Origin of the sequence: Crateriforma spongiae (genome assembly GCF_012290005.1) — a bacterium.
GTDB classification, from domain to species: domain Bacteria; phylum Planctomycetota; class Planctomycetia; order Pirellulales; family Pirellulaceae; genus Crateriforma; species Crateriforma spongiae.
Window position 1 is genome coordinate 12,859 of the sequence record NZ_JAAXMS010000003.1, and the last position, 19,255, is coordinate 32,113.

Annotated in this window: 16 protein-coding genes; 8 read left to right on the top strand and 8 right to left on the bottom strand. The window is 59.1% G+C overall.

Annotated features, from left to right (window positions below; all coding sequences use genetic code 11):
• Positions 1-149: 149 nt before the first annotated feature.
• The gene (locus HFP54_RS08120; RefSeq protein ID WP_168564773.1) at positions 150-1,142 is read right to left on the bottom strand and encodes a 3'-5' exonuclease; all 993 of its coding nucleotides are present in this window, start codon (positions 1,140-1,142) and stop codon (positions 150-152) included.
• Positions 1,143-1,352: 210 nt separating this feature from the next.
• On the opposite strand from HFP54_RS08120, the gene pepT reads away from it, so the two are divergent.
• The 3 genes from pepT (at position 1,353) to HFP54_RS08135 (ending at position 4,947) form a co-directional block, all read left to right on the top strand.
• The gene (pepT, locus tag HFP54_RS08125; protein ID WP_168564774.1) at positions 1,353-2,597 is read left to right on the top strand and encodes a peptidase T; all 1,245 of its coding nucleotides are present in this window, start codon (positions 1,353-1,355) and stop codon (positions 2,595-2,597) included.
• Between the two features lie 170 nt (positions 2,598-2,767).
• On the top strand, positions 2,768-3,346 hold the full coding sequence (locus tag HFP54_RS08130) for a hypothetical protein (RefSeq protein ID WP_168564775.1): 579 nt from the start codon (positions 2,768-2,770) through the stop codon (positions 3,344-3,346).
• 89 nt (positions 3,347-3,435) lie between these two features.
• Positions 3,436-4,947, top strand: coding sequence for a hypothetical protein (locus tag HFP54_RS08135; RefSeq protein ID WP_168564776.1), 1,512 nt, complete (start codon positions 3,436-3,438; stop codon positions 4,945-4,947).
• On the opposite strand, the gene HFP54_RS08140 is transcribed toward HFP54_RS08135, so the two are convergent.
• The 3 genes from HFP54_RS08140 to HFP54_RS25945 are packed head-to-tail and all read right to left on the bottom strand — an operon-like array spanning position 4,944 to position 8,101.
• A complete protein-coding gene (locus HFP54_RS08140) occupies positions 4,944-6,890 on the bottom strand; it encodes a 6-phosphogluconolactonase (RefSeq protein WP_146415655.1) in 1,947 nt (648 codons plus the stop codon). The two genes, HFP54_RS08135 and HFP54_RS08140, sit on opposite strands and share 4 nt — an antisense overlap.
• Positions 6,891-6,916: 26 nt before the next feature.
• Positions 6,917-7,963, bottom strand: coding sequence for an ROK family protein (locus HFP54_RS08145; RefSeq protein ID WP_235951474.1), 1,047 nt, complete (start codon positions 7,961-7,963; stop codon positions 6,917-6,919).
• A 15-nt stretch (positions 7,964-7,978) separates the two neighbouring features.
• The gene (locus tag HFP54_RS25945) at positions 7,979-8,101 is read right to left on the bottom strand and encodes a hypothetical protein (protein ID WP_261346784.1); all 123 of its coding nucleotides are present in this window, start codon (positions 8,099-8,101) and stop codon (positions 7,979-7,981) included.
• Positions 8,102-8,174: 73 nt separating this feature from the next.
• Between HFP54_RS25945 and HFP54_RS08150 the strand changes: the two genes are divergently transcribed.
• A complete protein-coding gene (locus tag HFP54_RS08150; RefSeq protein WP_168564777.1) occupies positions 8,175-9,671 on the top strand; it encodes a sulfatase family protein in 1,497 nt (498 codons plus the stop codon).
• A gap of 26 nt (positions 9,672-9,697) precedes the next feature.
• Here HFP54_RS08150 and HFP54_RS08155 read toward each other — a convergent pair whose 3' ends face one another.
• From HFP54_RS08155 to HFP54_RS08170, 4 genes are all read right to left on the bottom strand, one after another.
• Positions 9,698-10,786, bottom strand: a complete 1,089-nt coding sequence (locus HFP54_RS08155) for a sugar kinase (RefSeq protein ID WP_168564778.1) — start codon at positions 10,784-10,786, stop codon at positions 9,698-9,700.
• A gap of 72 nt (positions 10,787-10,858) precedes the next feature.
• Complete coding sequence (locus HFP54_RS08160) at positions 10,859-11,668, bottom strand: SDR family oxidoreductase (protein WP_146415652.1); 810 nt, start codon at positions 11,666-11,668, stop codon at positions 10,859-10,861.
• Positions 11,669-11,766: 98 nt separating this feature from the next.
• On the bottom strand, positions 11,767-12,852 hold the full coding sequence (locus tag HFP54_RS08165; RefSeq protein ID WP_206036110.1) for a hypothetical protein: 1,086 nt from the start codon (positions 12,850-12,852) through the stop codon (positions 11,767-11,769).
• A gap of 429 nt (positions 12,853-13,281) precedes the next feature.
• Positions 13,282-13,512 carry a hypothetical protein gene (locus HFP54_RS08170; RefSeq protein ID WP_146415651.1) on the bottom strand — a complete coding sequence of 77 codons (231 nt, stop codon included), beginning with the start codon at positions 13,510-13,512 and terminating at the stop codon, positions 13,282-13,284.
• A gap of 740 nt (positions 13,513-14,252) precedes the next feature.
• Here HFP54_RS08170 and HFP54_RS08175 point away from each other — a divergent pair.
• The 4 genes from HFP54_RS08175 to HFP54_RS08190 all read left to right on the top strand — a co-directional run bounded on the left by HFP54_RS08175 (position 14,253) and on the right by HFP54_RS08190 (position 19,194).
• The gene (locus HFP54_RS08175; RefSeq protein WP_168564779.1) at positions 14,253-15,062 is read left to right on the top strand and encodes a hypothetical protein; all 810 of its coding nucleotides are present in this window, start codon (positions 14,253-14,255) and stop codon (positions 15,060-15,062) included.
• A gap of 238 nt (positions 15,063-15,300) precedes the next feature.
• Positions 15,301-15,882 carry a hypothetical protein gene (locus HFP54_RS08180; RefSeq protein ID WP_168564780.1) on the top strand — a complete coding sequence of 194 codons (582 nt, stop codon included), beginning with the start codon at positions 15,301-15,303 and terminating at the stop codon, positions 15,880-15,882.
• Positions 15,883-16,054: 172 nt separating this feature from the next.
• A complete protein-coding gene (locus HFP54_RS08185) occupies positions 16,055-18,295 on the top strand; it encodes a serine/threonine-protein kinase (protein WP_168564781.1) in 2,241 nt (746 codons plus the stop codon).
• Positions 18,295-19,194: a hypothetical protein gene (locus tag HFP54_RS08190; protein ID WP_168564782.1), complete on the top strand. Its 900-nt coding sequence runs from the start codon at positions 18,295-18,297 to the stop codon at positions 19,192-19,194. The genes HFP54_RS08185 and HFP54_RS08190 overlap by 1 nt, the downstream gene beginning before the upstream one ends.
• The last annotated feature ends 61 nt before the right edge of the window (positions 19,195-19,255 follow it).

Consider the following 19,255-nt stretch of genomic DNA (forward strand, 5'->3'; position numbering starts at 1 on the left):
TGCCGACCAAGGGGGCAGACTTTCCGATCAAAACTATGGTGTTTGACACCGGGATGAACGGTCGAAGTCTACGAAAGCCGATCTGGGAATCACAAGTCAGATCGCTGGGGAGGCCCGACGAGTTTCACGGGCATTTTCCAAGGGCCGAGTTAGGACGTTTTGGGGGTCACGTCGGTGGCCGAATCAGACTGGGGATTTGCCGTGGAATCGGCTTCCACCGGCGATGAAGTCGGTTCCGAATCAGTCGTTTGTTCGGCGGTGGATCCGTGGTTGCTGTCGCCCGATTCCGATGGCCCCGTCGCATCACCGTTCTCGTCGGCTTCGTCCACCGCCTCGGCTTCCCAGGGGTCGACCCATTCACCCCATTGCCCCAGATAGTCCTGATAGGCCTGGCAATCGGCGGCACGTTGTTGGATGAAATCCTTGGCCTGCTGGACCAATTCGATCTCTTGTTCCAGTGTCAACTTGCCGGTCAAAACCATGCACCGGAGAAAGACAAAGTACGTGTCCAAGACGTCACAGCGACAGTAGTCGCTGATTTCCATCTTGCCGCCTTCGTCGTATTTCTGTTGGACCGCTTCGCCGTTCAAGCCCATCTTGCCGGGCTTGCCCAACAACTGTGCCGCCAAGTTCAATCCACCGTTCAATCGTGCGGCGCCGAAATTGGTCAACAGGTCCTGCAGGTCCAAATGGGCTTCGCTGTTGAAACGGTTGCGCAGGGCTTTGTAACCGGAACCGGAAAACCATTTTGCCAGCGAGATGCCGTAACGAAATGCCGCCATTTCCATGATCGGCAGATCGAACGATCGTCCGTTGAAGGTGATCCAGGTGGGCCGACGGTACATGTCCCACCCCTTCCAAAAATTCGCCGTGATCACATGACTGCGGAAATGGGGTTCGTCAAGTGAAACCAAATCCAGCATCCGAAATTCCGCGTCCAGTTTGGCGATGACCACCGCGATCGGGATTTGAAAGGTATGCGGGATGAACGTCGTTCCGGACTTTTCGAAGATTTCCGATTGATACCTCGTGATCGCTTCGGCCGGCGTCAGCCCTTCGCCGGGGTATCGGACTTTGGCAATCAGATCGCCATCGGCCACGCTTTCGACATCAAATACTAGGTAGGTGACCGATTGCGTCATGCCGTCGTCGCTGGATTGAAAGCTGTCGAAATTTGTCGCCCGCTGCTTCGGCCACCGGTGCACGCTGCTGGGTGACGACGCGGGGTTGCTTCCACACGGGATTGGCGTCCAATTTAACGCCGGTGCGGATAAATTCTACCAATGCCCCGGTTGAACCGCGTCCACGCCGCTCTTTCCGAATCGCCAATTGTCACCGAACGATTTATCCCCATGCAAATCAATCGCCAACGCCTGCTGGATCGCTTTCTGCGTTACGTCCAAATCGACACGCCGGCGGATCCGCACAGCAAGACATACCCCAGCACCGAGGCGCAGCGTGACTTGGCGGTAGTGCTGGCCGAAGAATTGCGTGCCATGTCGGCCGAAGATGTTCAGATCGACGACAACGCTTTGGTCTGGGCGACCGTACCCGCCGTCGGCGATTCCGGCAATGTTCCGACGATAGCGTTGGTCGCCCACATGGATGTCTCACCCGAGGCACCGGCCACGTCGGTCAAGCCGCAGGTGATCGAGTCCTACGCCGGCGGCGATATTCCACTTCCCGCGGGAAATGTGATCACGGTCGATGGCTGTCCGGACCTGAAAGACATGGTGTCGCAGACTTTGATCACCACCGACGGCACCACATTGCTTGGCGGTGATGATAAAGCCGGGGTGGCGATCATCATGGAATTGGCACACACGCTGATCGAAAATCCATCGTTGCCACGCGGTCCGATTCGGTTGTTGTTCACCTGTGACGAAGAAATCGGTCACGGAACCGATAAGATCGACCTGGACAAACTTGGGGCCGATGTGGCCTACACCATCGACGGTGGCGGAGCGGACGTGTTGGATGTCGAAACATTCTCGGCCGATGGGGCGACGGTCCGTTTCACCGGACACAACATTCACCCGGCAATCGCGAAGGATCGCATGATCAACGCGATGCGCCCGGTCGCGGAATTCGTCGCGAGATTGCCCAAAGATCACTGCACCCCGGAAACCACCGACGGTCGCGAAGGCTTCATTCACGCCCATGACATGAAGGCGCGAACGGGCGAAGGCACCGTCGAACTGATTTTACGTTCGTTCGACACCGCTGATTTGGAAGAATACGCCAAGCTGATCCGACGAATCGCCGCCGAAGTGGCTGCCGATCATCCGGGCATCGAATATGAGGTCAGTGTTTATCGACAGTATCGCAATCTGGCCGACGGGCTGAAAAAGTTGCCCGAATCCGTGACTCTGGCCGAAAAAGCGTTTCAGAATCTGGGGCGAACCTGCACCAAAGCGATCATTCGTGGCGGCACCGATGGAAGCCAGTTGACCGAAAAAGGATTGCCGACGCCGAACCTGTCCAGCGGCCAGCACAATATCCACAGCGTGACGGAATTTGCGTGCCTGGATGAAATGGTCGCCGCCACCGAGCACTTGGTCGAATTGGCGAAATTGTGGGGATCGATTCGTCGCTAGCGGGATCCCCGGTCGCTGTGAACCAGGATTTTGGGGCAGCAGGGATGTGTCGGTCGGCTTTCTTCGGGACTACGGTAAACCGTCCGACTGCGGTAAATTTTTTCGCGGTCGCGTGCATTCCTTTTCGCGAATGCATTGTCCCATACGAATTTCCAACGGAGCCCATCGCCATGCGATCCTTCACCGGTCCCCTGACTTTGTCCGCGTTCGGTTTGTTAACGGTCTTGGCGTCGTCCCCGGTTTTGGCCGATGACGCGGCGACAAAGACGACTGAAAAAATCAACGTTCTTAACGAAGCCCAACTGACGGTGCCCGCGGCGTTCAAAAAATCACCGCCCAAATCGCGGATCGTCGAAGCCGAGTTTGTCGCCACCGATGGCAAGGGTGATGACGAAGTGACCGCCCGTGTTTATGGCATGGCCAGTGGCGGTGGCTTGGAACCGAACATCGCCCGCTGGAAAGGTCAATTCAGCGAAAGCCCCGAAGGTGCGTTCAAGCGTGAAGCGATGAAGCTGGGCGATTGGCAAGTCGTGATCGTCGACCACGCTGGTTCGTTCAGCGAACGCATGGGCGGTGGTCCCTTTGCGGGTGGCCGAATGGTCAAACGCGAAGATTACGCGATGACCGGCGCTATTCTGCAAAGCCCTAAAGGGCGCTTGTATTTCGTCAAGATGATCGGGCCGGCCAAAGTCGTTCAGGCCAATCGTGATGACTTTGTCAAAATGATCAAAAGCCTGGATGCATCCTGATCGGGAATACCCTTTCAGTTTTTGTCTGTGATCAACGCCCTTGTCGCTACGCTGAACCTTTCGTTGCAAACGGATGCACCGGATATTGCATGAACATTCAATCTTTGCTTGAGCATCACGGTATCTCTCGCAATCCTTTTGCCGAGGAAGACGCGCAGACCGACCAGGTTTTCAAGGAACACTGCATCAGCAGTGCCTACCATCCGGTCTGGGACAAGGTGTACGGGGACCCGGCCGAACCATCCACGGCGATCGTGTTCGGACCGAAGGGCAGCGGGAAAACGGCGATGCGGTTGCAAGTCGACCGACATCTGGCCCGCTACAACGCCCAGCATCCCGAACAACGTGTGTTCGTGATTCGCTATGACGACTTCAATCCGTTTCTGGATCACTTCAGCGAACGGATGAGTCGGCGGGTGGCACGCAAGCCGGAAAAGGTCCTGGATGCATGGCGATTGTGGGACCACATGGACGCGATTTTGTGCATCGGTGTGACCAGCCTGGTCGACCGAGTGCTGGCGATCGGATCGACTCGTGAAGACGCCTCCAGCGAAGACGCAATCACCACCGCCCATTTGGCGAAACTGGACCGTACCGCAGCCCGCGATTTTCTGTTGTTGGCGATGGCGTACGATCAATCCACCGCGTCGACGTCGGTGGGGCGATGGAGTCAATTGCGAAAGAAACTGTCGTTTTCCAACTGGTTGGCTTTGTGGGACGTGTCCCTGGCAATGATCGGTACCATCGTCGCCGTGGTCCTGACGGGATACCTGTTCATGCGGCAAAACGGTGGCGAGGACGGTGGTCGCAGCCTGACCATTCTGTGGCTGGCCCCGGCGTTGGCTTTGCTGTTTTCATCGCCTTTTTTGTGGCGATGGATCAAGTGTCACTTTGCCGCGATGGGCATCCGCCGTCATATGCGGGTCGGCAAACGCGAAGTCGGATCGCTTCGCACGGTGCTGTTGCGGTTCCCGCGACGCGAGTTGGCCAACCAGCCGATTCCTCGCTACGACCGCACCGATGATCGCTATGAACTGTTGAACAAGTTTCAAGGTTTGATCGAACGTTTGGGCTATCGCGGTATCATCGTGCTGATGGACCGCGTGGACGAACCACATTTGACCGGCGGCAAACAGGAACTGATGAAGCGATTCGTCTGGCCGATGCTGGACAACAAATTGCTGAAGCAGCCCGGCATCGGATTCAAGCTGATGTTGCCTCAAGAACTGTACCGGGATGTGGAACGCGAAAACCGCGATTTCCACGAACGGGCCCGATTGGACAAGCAGAACGTGGTGCCCTCGTTCGCTTGGACCGGTGAATCGCTGTACGACTTGGCGCGTGCCCGCATGATGGCGTGCGCCGCCGAAGGTGCATCGCCGGAACCGAAGGATTTGTTCGCCGACGACCTGTCGTACAACCGAATGTTGACCGCGTTTCAATCGCTGCGGGTACCCCGGCACCTGTTCCGGTTCCTGTATCGGGTGTTGGTCGAACACTGCAACAAACACACCGATTCGGTCCCCGAATTTCGTGTACGCGCGGAGACCTTTGAAACGACCTTAGCCGTCTATCAACGCGAAGCCGAGCTGGGCGGCTAGACGGTCAGTCCCGATTGTCCGTCCCAGCGAACGAAGCCTTCGATGGCGGCATATTCGGCCAGTCCCAACGTGTCGTACTTGGCCGCGGTGTCTGCGTTTCTTGATTCGGCGCGTTCCCAGAACTCCCGCATGTCGGACCCCGGGAACAACGCACGGTCTTTCTGCGATTCGTGTTTGAAAATCGCATTGCGTTTTCGTTTGACTTCGGCCGGGCTAAGCGGCACGGCCATCTCAATACGTTCGACCGGCCATTCTTGCCAGGCTCCGCGGTACAACCAGACTTGGCTATCGGAATACCATTCATCGTGTTGGCACTGCAGGCACGACTGCAGCACTGCACGCAAGCACGTGCGGTGGGTGCCATGCGGATCGGAAAGATCGCCTGCGGTGTAGATCAGATGAGGGCGGACGCGACGCATCAGGTCGACGGTCAGCCGGATGTCGTCTTGAGAAAGCGGTTTTTTGCGGACCCGACCGGTTTGATAGAACGGCAAATTCAAAAAGTGAAGTTGTTCATCGGGAACGCCACAGCATCGTGCCCCTTCGCGTGCTTCGCCGCGTCGAATCAGTGCTTTGATACGTTGAACGGGTTCACTGTCGACTTGGCCGGGGTTCTTGTTCCGCAAAAATTCATCGACGTGCGATTCCAACTCGTCCAGGCCTTCGGCTCGAATTTCAAACTCACGACAAAAGTCGCCGGCGAACTCTGCGAATCGCAAGGCGTCGTCGTCGAACACCGCGATATTGCCGGACGTTTGGTAAGCGATGTGGACTTCGTGGCCTTGATCGACCAAACGAATCAGGGTGCCGCCCATTGATATGACGTCGTCATCGGGATGGGGGGAAAACAACAAGATGCGTTTGGGAAAAAGATCGTCGCGATGGCCCGGGCGGTCACCCGCTTCCTTTCGGCTATCGGGTTTGCCGCCCGGCCAACCGGTGATCGTCGCATGCAAGCGGCGAAAGACGCGCAGGTTGATGTCATAGGCGCTGCCGTGATCGGCCAACAAATCTTGCAATCCGTGTTCGTTGTAATCGGCCTCGGTCAATTTCAAGATGGCCTTTTCCGAACGCAGCGCCATGTCGATCACCGCGCGGTGCGTTATCGATTCGTCCCAGGCGATCGGCCCCAGCGACCAGGGACGAGCGAAACGGGTCAACGCCGCTGCTGCGGATTGATCGACCACCACATCGGCCGAGGCGTGTCGTTGCAGGAACGTCGACGGAATCGACCAATGATCATCATCCTGGACCGTGCGGCGAATGATTTGCGATTTGCCTTCGCCGAAGGCCAGCAACACGATCCGCTTGGCTTCCAGAATCGTGGCCACACCCATGGTGATCGCATGTCGTGGCACGTTGTCGGCACCAAAAAAATTGCTGGCCGCATCGGTGCGTGTGACTTGGTCCAGCGTGATCAACCGTGTGCGTGACCCCGGATCGCTGCCCGGTTCGTTGCATCCGATATGGCCGATGCGGCTGACGCCCAGCAATTGGAAATCGATGCCGCCGGCGGACGTGATCTTGGCTTCGAAATCGTTGCAGTACGCCGCCGCATTTTCGCGATCGATGGTGCCATCGGGAAAGTGAACATTGTCGGGGTGAATATCGATGTGGTCGATCAAATGTTCGTGCAAGAACCGCGCGTGGCTTTGCAATTGGTCGGGTGAAATCGGGTAAAACTCATCCAAGCTGAAAACGGTGACCTTCGCGAACGATAGGCCTTCGTCGCGATGCAAACGAACCAGTTCATCGTAGGTGTCGACCGGCGACGATCCGGTGGCCAATCCCAGGACGAAATTTCGCTCGCCCGAATCCGCTTCGCGGATGGCCTGGGCAATTTCACCGGCAACCACCTTGGCTGCATCGGTGGGTTGCGGAAAAACCCGGATTGGTAGTCGCTCGATTCTGGTGAAATCCGTCTTCACGATGCAGGTCTCCATGCTCCGGTGCAACTAAGTGTGTTCGTTTAGTGGTGTGCGTCGTGGTCGATTTGTGCGGCAAGACTGGCGAACTTTGCGGCGCCGATCATTCCGGCATTGTTCTTCAGGCTGGCGAAGTCGATCGTCACCTGGGTACCGACTTGCACCAACGTCGTTGCGCGGACTTCGGCAATGACGTCGTCTAAGAATTTGCGACCGGTCGGTCGATCGGGGCCGCCAAAAGTCATTGCGCCGCCCAACAGGACGACCGCCGGGTCGACGCTTTGGCAGAGCATGCCGATGGCTCTGCCGACATAAGCGGCGGTTTCCCGGATCGTCGCGATGCAATCCGGATCACCCGCTTCGGCGCGTCGGGCGATTTCGCGAGGCGTGATGTCAGCGGGCTCGTTCGCCGCCACACCATCGGCGATCCGATCTTTCAGGCGTCGCTGCACACCAGCCGCACCGGCATAGGTTTCCAGGTGCCCGCGGCTGCCACAGGTACAAGGCCATGCCGCGTCGCCAAAATCGATCGCGATGTGCCCGAGTTCGCCCGCGCATCCGTGGTCCCCACCGTGTGGTCGTCCACCCAGCACCAATCCGCATCCGATGCCGGTTCCCAGCGTGACCAACGCAAGCGACTGGTGCCCCAGATTTCGCATCGCATGTTCGGCCAAGGCCGCGGCGTTCGCGTCGTTCAGCACGGCACAGGGAAGCCCCGATTGGGCTTGCATCTGATCCAGCAACGGGACGTTCAACCAACCGGGCAGATTGACGACTTCCTTCAACTGGCAGGTCGCCTGATCCAAGACGCCTGGCACCGCCAGCCCGACCGCGGCAATGTGGGAATGCTCTTTCGCCGTGACCGTTGTCTCCGACCCCAAGGCATCGTTGCCGAACCGCAACGCATGTTCGAACACGGCGATCGGTGTCCCCAATGATGGTGTCGGCGTTCGGTCGCTTGCGACGATCTGTCCTTGGTAATCAAACAAGCCCACTTTGACATCAGTGCCGCCGACGTCGATGCCCAGGACGTATTCGTGAGACATCGTTTCGTTCGCGGCGGTGGCTTTCGGCGTGATCAAAGACGGCATGGACGGGGGACATTGTCAAAGGCGGGGCGTCAATCGATAGCGTGGATCACCCAGTGTATTCACCACGTTCAGGATCCGTTTGCCAGCCACTGAATCCAACGCAACGGCGACATCGGGGCCATCGGCGATGACTATCATAGACGCTTTGGCACATCGGCCCGCAGGGTCGTCAGCACGTTTCGATTCGTTCTTGATTCCCCGGTAGGCACTCATGGTCCTTTGCCGATGCATCCGTTTGCTTTACCCACGTTTGGTCGCTTTGGTTGGGGCAGTAATTGTCCTTAGCCAATCGGCCGGCGCGGCTTCTCCCAATGTCCTGGTCATCATCACGGACGAGCATAACTTTCGAACACTGGGGTGCTATCGCGACCTGATGCCCGCCGAGCAGGCGGAGATGTGGGGGCCCGGCGCGATCGTGCCGACGCCTCACCTGGATCGTTTGGCCAAGGAAGGTGGCATCTGCACGCGGGCCTTTGCAACGTCGCCGGTGTGTTCGCCCAGTCGCGCCGCGATGATCACCGGGCTGTATCCACATACGACCGGCGTGCCGGCCAATGATTTGGAATTGCGGCAAGACATTCCCACGTTGGCCACCGTGTTGGGGGATGCCGGGTATCGAACCGCGTTTGTCGGAAAGTGGCATTTGGGCGGCGATTCGAAACCGGGGTGGGCCCCGAAAATTGACGGCGGTTTCCAGCACAGCGAATTCATGTTCAACCGTGGACACTGGAAGAAATTGCAGGTCACCGATGACGGCCCCGAAGTCGCCGCGCGGGATAAGCGGGGGGAACCCAGTTATGCGGTCGCCGATGCAGATGACCAGACTTTCACGACGGATTTTTTGACCAACCGGACCATGGACTTTATCCGTGACAGCCGTGACCAGCCGTTCTTGGCTGTGGTCAGCTATCCGGATCCGCACGGCCCGAACACCGTCCGCAAGCCGTATGACACCCGGTTCGAATCGATGCGATTTTTGCCGCCACGCACTTACGGCCGCGATGATTTGCCGACACCAAACTGGTTGGGTAGCGCCAAAAAACATCCCAAGTTTCAGGGCGACCTGATGGCCCAGTATTTTGGCATGGTCCAGTGCATTGATGACAACATCGGTCGAATGTTGGACCTGTTGCAGTCGAGCGGGAAGCTGGACAACACAATCGTGCTGATGACCAGCGATCACGGTGACTTGTGTTTTGAACACGACCGATTGAACAAAGGCAACCCGTACGAAGGGTCGGCTCGTGTCCCGATGCTGATTCGGTATCCCGCCGCCGTGCCGGCCGGTGTGGTCGTTGACCAGCCGATGGGGACCGTCGACTTGACGCCGACCGTGGTCGGCATGACCGGTGTGTCTTGTGACGCGACGTTTGCCGGACGAGACCTGAGCGGTGTTTTTGCCAGTTCCGGCAATGCAAGTGACGGTGATCCGCCGGTCACGTTCTTACGAAACGCCGGTGCCAAGGCCGGCTGGGTGGCGGCCGTTGACCCACGTTACAAACTGATTCTGTCGGTCAGTGATCGGCCATGGCTGTTTGACAACCAGGCCGATCCCGATGAACTATTGAACTTCTATGGACGCGGGGACTCGGATGTCGTGGTGCGTCGTTTGGCCGGCGCATTGGCTGAGTATGCCAAGGCCACCGAGGATCCTCATTTCGATAACGCCAAGATTGCCGCATCGCTGCGGCAATGCTTGTCGCCGTAACTGAAAGCTTGGCAGCGGCCGGTTGCTTAGCGTTGCACCCGAGCCGACCCGCCTTTGGCGAAGGCTTCGACCTCCGACAAGGTGGCTCGTGACACGTCGCCGGGGAACGTCGTCAACAACGCGCCGTGTGCCCATCCGATTCGCAGGGCTTCCTGCGGATCGCGGCCGTCCAACAGGCTGTAGATCAAACCCGATGCGAATCCGTCGCCACCACCGATGCGGTCGATGACGTCCAGTTCGGCCGTCGGGGCGACGTATTCTTTGCCGTCGTACCACAGCACGGCCGACCAACTGTGTCGATTGGTGCTGTGGACTTCACGCAGCGTGGTGGCGACCAGCTTGATGTTGGGGAATTTTTCAACTGCTCTGCCGATCATGGCAAAGAAGTTTTTGGGGTCCAGCTTGGCGGCTTTCTTCTCTTCCACGTCCGGGCCTTTGATGCCCAAACCTTTCTGCAGGTCTTCTTCGTTGCCGATCAAGCAGTCCACGTTCTGTGCAATCTGTGCGATCATCTTCTGGCCCTGTTCCAGCCCACCGATGGTGTCCCACAACTTGGCCCGGTAATTCAAATCGAACGATCGGATCGCGCCCGCTTCGCCCGCGGCCTTCATCGCTTCGACGACCAATTCGCTAGTGGTTTCCGAAAGGGCTGCGAAGATCCCGCCACTGTGGAACCAGCGGCATCCACCGGCGAAGATCGATTTCCAATCAAAGTCGCCCGGCTTCAACATCGCACCGGCTTCATTGGCGCGGTTGTAGAACACGACCGGCGGTCGAACGCCTTGGCCGCGGTCGCTGTACACGGTGGCCATGTTGGGGCCACGCACGCCGTCGTGTTGGAAGTGTTTGTAGAACGGACGAACGCCCATCGCGCGAACCTGACGCTGGATCAGTTCGCCGATGCCGTTGTCGACCATGGCCGTGGCGACGCCGGTTTTCAGCCCGAAACAACTGGCAAGGTTGGCGGCACAGTTGTATTCACCGCCGCTGACATGGACATCAAAATTGTTGGCCGTTCGGAACGGGATCACGCCGGGATCCAAACGATGCACCAGAGCACCAAGGGCGCAAAAATCCAAATCGGAACCTGCGGGCAATACGTCTAGCGCGCTCATGTCAGCTGTCTTCTCTTCGCGGGGAAACGATGGGGGAAATTTGGGATGTTGCTTGGGGAATTCGCAGCCGGATCAGATCGTGACCGAGGCGAACCCGCCGTCGACGGCGATGTTCTGTCCGGTGACGAACGACGATGCTTGCCGACTGGCCAGCCAGATTGCCGCACCGGCCAGTTCCTCAGGCTTGCCGAAGCGTTCCATCGGCGTATGGCCGATGATTTGCCCACCACGTTCGGTGTAGGTGCCGTCGTCGTTGAACAACAGTTTTTTGTTTTGTTCGGCTGGAAAGAATCCCGGGCTGATCGCGTTGACCCGCACGCCCGTCGTGGCCCATTCACGGGCCAGCCACAGCGTCAGGTTGATCACGGCCGCCTTGGCCGCGCTGTAGGCGACCACACGAGACAGCGGGATGATGCCCGACATCGACGCGATGTTGATGATGCTGCCCACGCCGGCTTCGATCATCGCGGGGGCGAAGACTTGGCTGGGCAGCAGGGCCCCGCCGACCAGGTTCAAATCGAAAACCTTCTGCCAAGCTTCCCCGGGCAGTTTGCAGAAATCGCCGCCCGGCGGGATCGTGGCGTCGGGATGATTGCCGCCGGCCGCGTTGACCAACACCGTCGGGACGCCCGCCCAATCGGTGATCGCGTCGCGGGCCGATTCCAGCGATTCGGTGACCAATCCGTCGGCCGCGAAGAATTTCGCCGTACCGCCGTCACCGGTGATCGCATCGACGCGGTTTTGACCCCGCTGTTCGTTGCGACCGACGACCGCGACTTTCGCACCCGCCGATGCCAACGCCTGGGCCATGTGGCCGCCCAGTTCGCCCGTGCCGCCGACAACAACGGCCACGTCATTGGATAGATCAAATAGTGTGTTCATGGCGGCCAAAGGATACGAGATCCACGCCGCCGACCAAAGGTGGCTAAGTGTTGACGATCATCCCGGGCCCGCGCCGCGTGAGGCGGTCGCCCGCCGGATCAGAACGGTTCGTCCCATTCTTCATCGTCCGATTCCAGGTCCAGTTCCTCGAAATCATCCGACCAATCATGCAGCGACGGCCCGTCTTCGTCGCTGTCGTCATCGGCATCGTCGGCGTCCGCCAACGCCGGAGCGGGGATTTCCAGGCCGTCGTCGGCGAACCACCGCAGCGTCGGCCGCGGAGGCGAATTCAGCGAATCGCCGCAGGCAATGCAGTGCCACTGGATCCCGCCGGGACCCTTGCGGATCTGGCCTTCCATGAAGGAATCGATCCCGACGTGCGGATCAAGTAATTCGTGGGTGATGCCACGCAGGAAATCGACGACCTCGTCCCGAGCATACAGCTTGCCGAAGAAGACGGCTTCCAAATCGGGCAAATCCAATTGCCCCTGCCCCACCGTGTCGATCACTTCCCAACCTTCGGCCGAGGTCCCGTTGTGTTCGACCAAACAACGCGACTGGACCCACATATCGATGGCCGGTTCGTCACGGGTCCAGGCTTCGTTAAGTCCGCGACGCATCGTGTCGGCGTCCAAGATGATTTCACCGCCTGGATTGAAATAGGCGATCGCCAGCGGTGATTCCAACAGTGCCGTCACGGCCCGAGTCATCGCCGCCAACTCGGCCTCGGCATCATAGCCCTCGGGCATCTCCGGCAAATCTTCGCTGTCCGAATCATCATCGGCCCCCACCACGTAACTGATCAGCAAACGAATGTGGGCGACGTGATCGTTGACATCGCGACGCAGCGCGGGCGTCAATGTGGGGTCGTGGACGGCCCGGTCTAGGCATCCGGGATAGGTCAGCGGTCCATACTGCCCCAGTGACCAAGCGACGAAGGCTTCGGGATTTTCGTCCGGTTCGCCCATGTCGTCGGGCCAACGCGCCGAGGACGGCGTGACCATCAAATGCCCTTGGACCTCGGGGCGAAACTGCAGCACCAGTGTTTCGGGAGCCGCATCATCATCGATCGATTCTTGGCGTCCGACCAATTCGAACATCGACAAGCGACGTTGAATTTCGACATTGGGCATCGGTGCCCGCAAAAGCACGCACATCCCTTGGGTGAACAGCCCTTTGGCCATGGCTGGTTCCGACTCTTGAACCGAACGAAAGATCACGGGAACCGGTGATCACCGGAAACGGCGCTCACGGGCGACAGCGGGCCGACGAAGCGATCGATCGGTCGCGGCAAGCGAGACATCCCTGGACAAACCGCCAGTCTAACGATTTGACCGCTGTGCGGCGCGGTCCCCATCAGCCGTCCGATACGGCCCATCTAATTTGCCCGACCGGGACTAGTCTGCCCAACGGGAATCAACGGCAAGCAACGAGTGAAAATCGGCTGCGACTGAGTCCGGCGACGTGTTCGATCGCCATTGCTTAGGGCGTGGCGTCAGTAAAGACACACGGTGCCAAAAAAATAGGCAGCCCAACCACCGCCGTGGTCATGGCTGCCTGCATCCGAGGCGACGTGACCTGAGCCACGCCGCGAGTGTTGCGGTCACATTTGCTCAGCGACGGCTGGTTTTTCCGCCGCGCGATTTCGGCGACGAAAAGCGAATCAGTTCCGCTTCCATTTGCGACAGATCATCGCCGATCCATTGCGACAACTCGGTCGCGTCGACGGTCAGCATCGAAGCACGGAGTTCGCCCCATTGGCCCAGGGTTTCGGCGGAAACATCTTCCGTCGTCTGGGCGGCTGCGGTGGTGCCGTTATTTCCGTGGGGATTGGAGGCGGTCATCGGTTCGCTCCTTTTGCGTTCTAGCTTCCTTGCGATCGTCGATCGGGCCAGCTTTGGCAGACCAGTGGACCGGCAAGGCCATTGTGGATCTATGCGGTTGTCTGCCAAGACCTGTTTTTCGGATCTAGGTTCACCGCAATCGCTGTGCCGTATCAGCTGGAGGCCGTCGATTCCGTTGTAAGTGCTTGATTCAAAGTGGTTTACGTAAAAACATGAGATTTCAGTGGTCGCTGCCAATGCGGCAATTCGGCCACAGGATCGTTGCAAAATGCCAACGAGGCGGGCATCGACGCCACGTCGCGAATCGGTGTCCCCATTTGGCTCCCACTCCCTGGCAGGTCGCCTTTGGGGTGGTGAGAAAGCCGCCGGGGAATTCGGCGATCCATTGGTTTTATCGGTCCGCCGGTCGATCGGACTTTGCCGACGCCGTGACTTTCGCGGTTCTCAACGGTGACAGCCTTGCGAAATGGCCCTTTGCGGGCGTGCGGTGATTCGGCCGGCCGATCGGTCGCTTGGCGTCTCGGCGGGCCGACCCCGGAAGCAAGTGATTCGCAGGGGCGGCTGTCCAACGAGCCAAGCGGAAGGTTGGATGCGAAGGTGACACAAAAAAATCCGCAGGACCGAAAAATTTTCCCTACCGATCCGCCAAGAAGCCGCCGGGGCTCGCGAATGGTTGCCTGTATGAGGGCAAGAACGCCTTCTTGGACCCAAGGCAAACCATCACTCAAGGGAAAAACGCCATGCTGAAAAAAATGTTGATCGCCGGCGGGGCGTTGGCCCTGCTGTCCAGTCTTTCCATCGGTGTTCCGTTCTGGAGCTATGCCAAGTGCGGCTTCAACAGCGTCAGCACCGCAGCCAGCGACGCCATGCCGCTGGAATGGGAACTGAAGCGAGCCCGGCAAATGATCCACGATTTGCAGCCGGAAATTGAAGCCAACGCCCATCGGATCGCCCGTGAAAAGGTCGAAACCGCGCGGCTGGCCAAGCAGTTGGAGGACACCGAGTCACGGCTGGCGAAGTCCAAGAGCGACATCGCACGCCTGCACGATGACCTGCAACAAGACAGTGTCGTCTATGCGTACGGCGGTCGGACTTACACGTCCGCTCAAGTCAAAGCGGATTTGACCAACCGTGCCAAGCGACACCAAACCCGCCAAGCGACCGCGGACAAGCTGCGTCAAATGCTTTCCGCACGCGAAGCATCGTTGCAAGCGGCTCAGCAACAAATGGACGCCATGCTGAATGCCCGCCGTCAACTGGAAGTCGAAGTGGAAAACCTGCAGGCCCGGATGTCTGCCCTGCGTGTCGCCCAAACCAACAGCCAGTTGAACTTGGACGACAGTCGTTTGGCCCAGACCCGCGACCTTTTGGACGAAATCGCCACTCGCATTGACGTTCAAGAAGAAACGTTGGCCGTGGACGTCGAATACTTCGGCGAAATCGATCTGGGCCAACCGACCGAAGCGGATTTGGATGCCCTGGTCAGCTCGATCCTGAAAGACGACCCGTCGGTCGATGAAGAAAAGCTGGTTTCGATCCAACTGGACTGATCGCCCGGCTTCAGCCGTGGGCGTCTGGCGGACTTGGTGCCGCCGGATGCCCTTTTTTTGTGTCGGTGAAATTTGCCGGCTCTTGTGCCATCGCCCACCGTCGCCGTCCATACTGAGTGAACGATCGACCACGGCGATTCGCCGTCGCGCCGGTGACGCGACTCGAGTTTTTTGTCGATCCCGCCATGTCTGGAAGTCGGACTCAATGACTACCGCCGTCCCCACTGAGAACGATGAAATGACCCGTTCGTCGGAACCGCCATCATCGGATGCGTTGCCCGCCGCGGTCGACCAAGCTCAGCTGTGGATCGACGGATGTGGCGGGTTCGTTTTGTTGCCGGGATCCCGCTGGACCATCGGTGGCATGGACCTCAGTGGCCGCCGGGCCGCCGATATTCGAGTCGGCGCGGACTTGCCCCGCCTGGCCGGTCGTCTGGATCGCAGCGGCCAAGATTACTTTTGGGTGCCCCGCGAAGGCGACAAGACGCTGATTGATTCCCAGCAACCGGTGCCGTTGCCCGGATCGGCATCACTGTGGTTGGCCACGCCCAGCCCGTTGAGCGGTTCGGCGCTGTTGACGCTGCGGCCGCCGCACCGATTTGCCGACCACGTCGACGGCGTGATTTTGGTCAGCGACACGGTTCTGATCGGTCCCGGCGTGGGCTGTCATGTTCGCTGTGATCTGCTGCAGCGACGCTGGACGCTGACACAGCGGAATCAAACCTGGGTCATGGTCGGACCCGGGCGTCCGATGCTGGAATTGGTACCCGGACAACGTGTCGAGGTTGATGAGATTTCTTTGACTTTGGTGAAGGGATAAACGGTGCCGACATGAGCGACGATCACCAGGACCGTTTTTCGCCCGCACGATATTTTTCGTGCCGTTTTGGGCGCCCCCATCCGCCTGTCGCGGTGCCCAGGAGGATGCCATGAAACTGCTTTGCCCAAAAAATCGTCGTTCCAATCCGAACCCGTCTGGCTCGTGTCCAATCATGTCTGCGGTGATCGATACAATCAAAACAAGCACCGATGAAGCCCGATCAAAGGCCGGCCAGGCCTCTGCCTCGGATCAGGAATCGTCGGATCCGGCCACCCAGTCGCCGATGGCCATCGACCGAAATCGCTTGGCCGAAACCACGCCCACGCCTGTCGGGGCCAATGCGTCGCGTGATGTCGCGTTGCCGCCGCCCGGCGACAACCAAGCAAACATGCGTTTTCTGTACGAACCCGGATCCACCCCGCTGCCCCGGTACACCATCCGTCGTGGATTGGGTGTTGGCGGTTTCGGTGAAGTCTATTTCGCCGTCAGCGAGGCTGGGAAAGAAGTCGCGCTGAAACGAATCCAGCGAAATCTGGATGTCGAATTGCGTGGCGTGTCGCAGTGCTTGAATCTGAAGCACGCCAATCTGGTCGCGCTGTACGACATTTGCCGCGACGAAAACGACGGCGCTTGGGTGGTGATGGAGTATGTCGCGGGCAAAAACCTGCGCCAGATCCTGGACGAAAACCCCAACGGATTACCCGAACCGGAAGCACGTCGTTGGTTTCGCGAGATGTGCGCCGGTGTGGATCATCTGCACAGCGCGGGGCTGGTCCACCGGGATTTGAAGCCGGGAAACCTGTTCGACGACATGGGCGTCGTGAAGGTCGGTGATTATGGCCTGAGTAAGTTCATCAGTGCTTCGCATCGCGGCGGGCATACCGAATCGGTCGGAACGTTCCACTACATGGCCCCGGAAATCGGTCGTGGTGAATACGGACGAGAGATCGACATTTACGCCTTGGGCGTGATTCTGTTCGAACTGTTGACCGGTCGGGTCCCGTTTGACGGCGAAAGCTGTCACGAAATCATCGTCAAACATTTGACCGCGTTGCCGGATCTGTCGTCCGTTTCATCGCCTTATCGCGAAGTCATCGACCGCGCGTTGCAGAAAGATCCGGCGCGTCGTCCGTCATCGATCGCCGAAATGCTGCAACCGCTGGGACTGACCACCGCATCGCCGGCGGTCGGTCAATTGTCATCGTCGCCGCCGGCTGGTGTGGATCCTGTTTATACGGCAACGGTCACCGGCGATGCCGCCAAGAAGCCTCGACCGAAAAACGGTCAGCCGGCCGGAAAACAGGCAGATGCACCGGAGGTTTTTGTTGGGCGTGCGGTTTCACCCACTGGTCCGGTCCATGCGTCGAATCCGACGATGCAGGAAGAGCCGATCGCGCGTGCCGTGCGTCACGGTTTTCGACAGCTTGGCGGATGGTGGGATGGTCTGGAACGATCGCCCGGCGCCAAGACGGCTTTGGTGATCATCGGCATCATCACCCTGGTCTTCAACACGCACTGGTTGGTGCCGATGTTGTGGGTGTTGGGCTTCATCTATGTGCCCTACTACGTTGTGCGGAACATCGTCTTGCACGTGCGACAGCAACCGACCTATGCCCAGGCTCAACGTATCGCCGATTCGCATGCCGTCCCCCATCATCCGATCACCCGCGATGCGTGGCGACGACAAATGCGTAACGGATTGCGGGCCAAGCACACTGTGACACGCGTCGCGGAACTGGGCACATCGTCCATCGCGGCGATTTTGACTTGTTTGTTTCTGGCGGTCGCCGCCGGGGTGATCGGGCTCCGCCGCGGGCCGGTCGGGCCGGCGGAACTGGCACCCTACGGCTTGTTGGCCGCGATCGGCATGATCGCGACGCTGCCGCTGTTGCTGCTGGGCAAACTGTGGGAACGCGAGGAAGGCGAAAGTCTGCGTCGCCGGATCGCATTGGCTGGTTTGGGCGCCGGCATCGGCCTTGCGACCTTTGCCATCAGCCAATACCTGATGTTGCCGGTCGATGCCGGACTTGCGCGAGAGATCGATTCGACTGATCTGCCGCAAGCGTTTTATGCGGACAATGGTGTTCCCTATGGTGCCGCCTTTGTGGCCCACTTCGCACTGCTGTTGGCGGGGCTGCGATGGTGGAAGATGGTCGACCCGCTTCGAAAACGTCGTTTGTCGTTGTGGTCGGTCGCCGTTGCTGTTGTCGGTGAGTGGTTGATCCATCAGGTTTTGCCGATCCCACAGCCGACCGGAATGATGCTGGCTGGTGGTATTGCGATCGCCGTCCAAATGTCGGCCCCCTGGGTGAATCCCGCGTTGGCAAAAGACAAGGACGTGATGAATGCGGGACGTCGCGCCGTCGGGCCGAATCGTCATGAAGCGACAACCGCTTCGGAGGGAATGGTTTGATGAAGTATCGCGAACGAACCCTTGACCAGCGTCGATGCGATTGCTGTGTTTGTGATTCGGATCGTTGCCCGGACAGGGACGGATTCTGGTCCGCGCTTGTGCGGCAATCCACGTTGACCGCGGCGGTGCTGGCGATTTGTTTTTGCGTCGCACCCGCGTTGGCGGTGTCACCGGATACGAAGCCGGCAAATCAGGACGCCGATGGTGAATCCGTGGCGGCTGAAGTCGTCGAGACTGATTCAGGTGCGAGACACTCGGTTGCACCGGAGGCCGGTGTCGACGCGAGGGAGCATTCGGGCGGTGACGTTTCCGGCGACGATGAACGCATCGAAGAAGCTATGGGCAGCGAAGGTTCGACGCGGCCTGAAGTCAGCGAATTGTCCGTTCCGCCATCGGAGTTCATCAGCTATCCCGATGATCGTCCCGAGTGGTTGGCGGATGCACCGACGCACATGAACGGCGTTGATATCTGGCCGGTGGTTTCGGTGCCCGCAGAATCTGCCGAAATTGCCCGCCAGTCCCTCGACGTGATGATCCAAACGACGATTCAGATGTACGCCGAGCAAACGTTCGCGGACATGCCGGGATCGGAATCGATTCGTCTGCAACCGTCACAGGTCGAAGACTTGTTGATCCACAAGCGGTACGAAGGTGTGGTTCAACGTGGCGATGGTGATGAACGATTCGAGGCGGCTGTACTGCTGACGTTTGGCAATGAAGCACGCGATTTGATGCGTGGACAACTGGAATCGCGACTGGTCGGCCGACGTCTGGTGCGGATGGGCGGTGCGACGACTGCGGGCCTGTTGGCTTTGGCGGTCGGAACAGGCGTTTTTGGCCTGTTAAGCCGCCGGCGACAGTGCAAAGGTTCGGGCCCCGCGGCCTGCGGCGGCGTTTAGTGAAACCAAGCGGCGCCGTTTCCCCGCCGTTTCCGGCCCTGCGATCGCACCGACGAAGGAA

Bases quoted from the DNA above. Each gene is read 5' to 3' on its own strand.
- HFP54_RS08120 (WP_168564773.1), bottom strand. From the start codon at position 1,142: ATGACGCAATCGGTCACCTACCTAGTATTTGATGTCGAAAGCGTGGCC.
- pepT (WP_168564774.1), top strand. From the start codon at position 1,353: ATGCAAATCAATCGCCAACGCCTGCTGGATCGCTTTCTGCGTTACGTC.
- HFP54_RS08130 (WP_168564775.1), top strand. From the start codon at position 2,768: ATGCGATCCTTCACCGGTCCCCTGACTTTGTCCGCGTTCGGTTTGTTA.
- HFP54_RS08135 (WP_168564776.1), top strand. From the start codon at position 3,436: ATGAACATTCAATCTTTGCTTGAGCATCACGGTATCTCTCGCAATCCT.
- HFP54_RS08140 (WP_146415655.1), bottom strand. From the start codon at position 6,890: ATGGAGACCTGCATCGTGAAGACGGATTTCACCAGAATCGAGCGACTA.
- HFP54_RS08145 (WP_235951474.1), bottom strand. From the start codon at position 7,963: ATGCCGTCTTTGATCACGCCGAAAGCCACCGCCGCGAACGAAACGATG.
- HFP54_RS25945 (WP_261346784.1), bottom strand. From the start codon at position 8,101: ATGATAGTCATCGCCGATGGCCCCGATGTCGCCGTTGCGTTGGATTCA.
- HFP54_RS08150 (WP_168564777.1), top strand. From the start codon at position 8,175: ATGGTCCTTTGCCGATGCATCCGTTTGCTTTACCCACGTTTGGTCGCT.
- HFP54_RS08155 (WP_168564778.1), bottom strand. From the start codon at position 10,786: ATGAGCGCGCTAGACGTATTGCCCGCAGGTTCCGATTTGGATTTTTGC.
- HFP54_RS08160 (WP_146415652.1), bottom strand. From the start codon at position 11,668: ATGAACACACTATTTGATCTATCCAATGACGTGGCCGTTGTTGTCGGC.
- HFP54_RS08165 (WP_206036110.1), bottom strand. From the start codon at position 12,852: ATGGCCAAAGGGCTGTTCACCCAAGGGATGTGCGTGCTTTTGCGGGCA.
- HFP54_RS08170 (WP_146415651.1), bottom strand. From the start codon at position 13,512: ATGACCGCCTCCAATCCCCACGGAAATAACGGCACCACCGCAGCCGCC.
- HFP54_RS08175 (WP_168564779.1), top strand. From the start codon at position 14,253: ATGCTGAAAAAAATGTTGATCGCCGGCGGGGCGTTGGCCCTGCTGTCC.
- HFP54_RS08180 (WP_168564780.1), top strand. From the start codon at position 15,301: ATGACCCGTTCGTCGGAACCGCCATCATCGGATGCGTTGCCCGCCGCG.
- HFP54_RS08185 (WP_168564781.1), top strand. From the start codon at position 16,055: ATGTCTGCGGTGATCGATACAATCAAAACAAGCACCGATGAAGCCCGA.
- HFP54_RS08190 (WP_168564782.1), top strand. From the start codon at position 18,295: ATGAAGTATCGCGAACGAACCCTTGACCAGCGTCGATGCGATTGCTGT.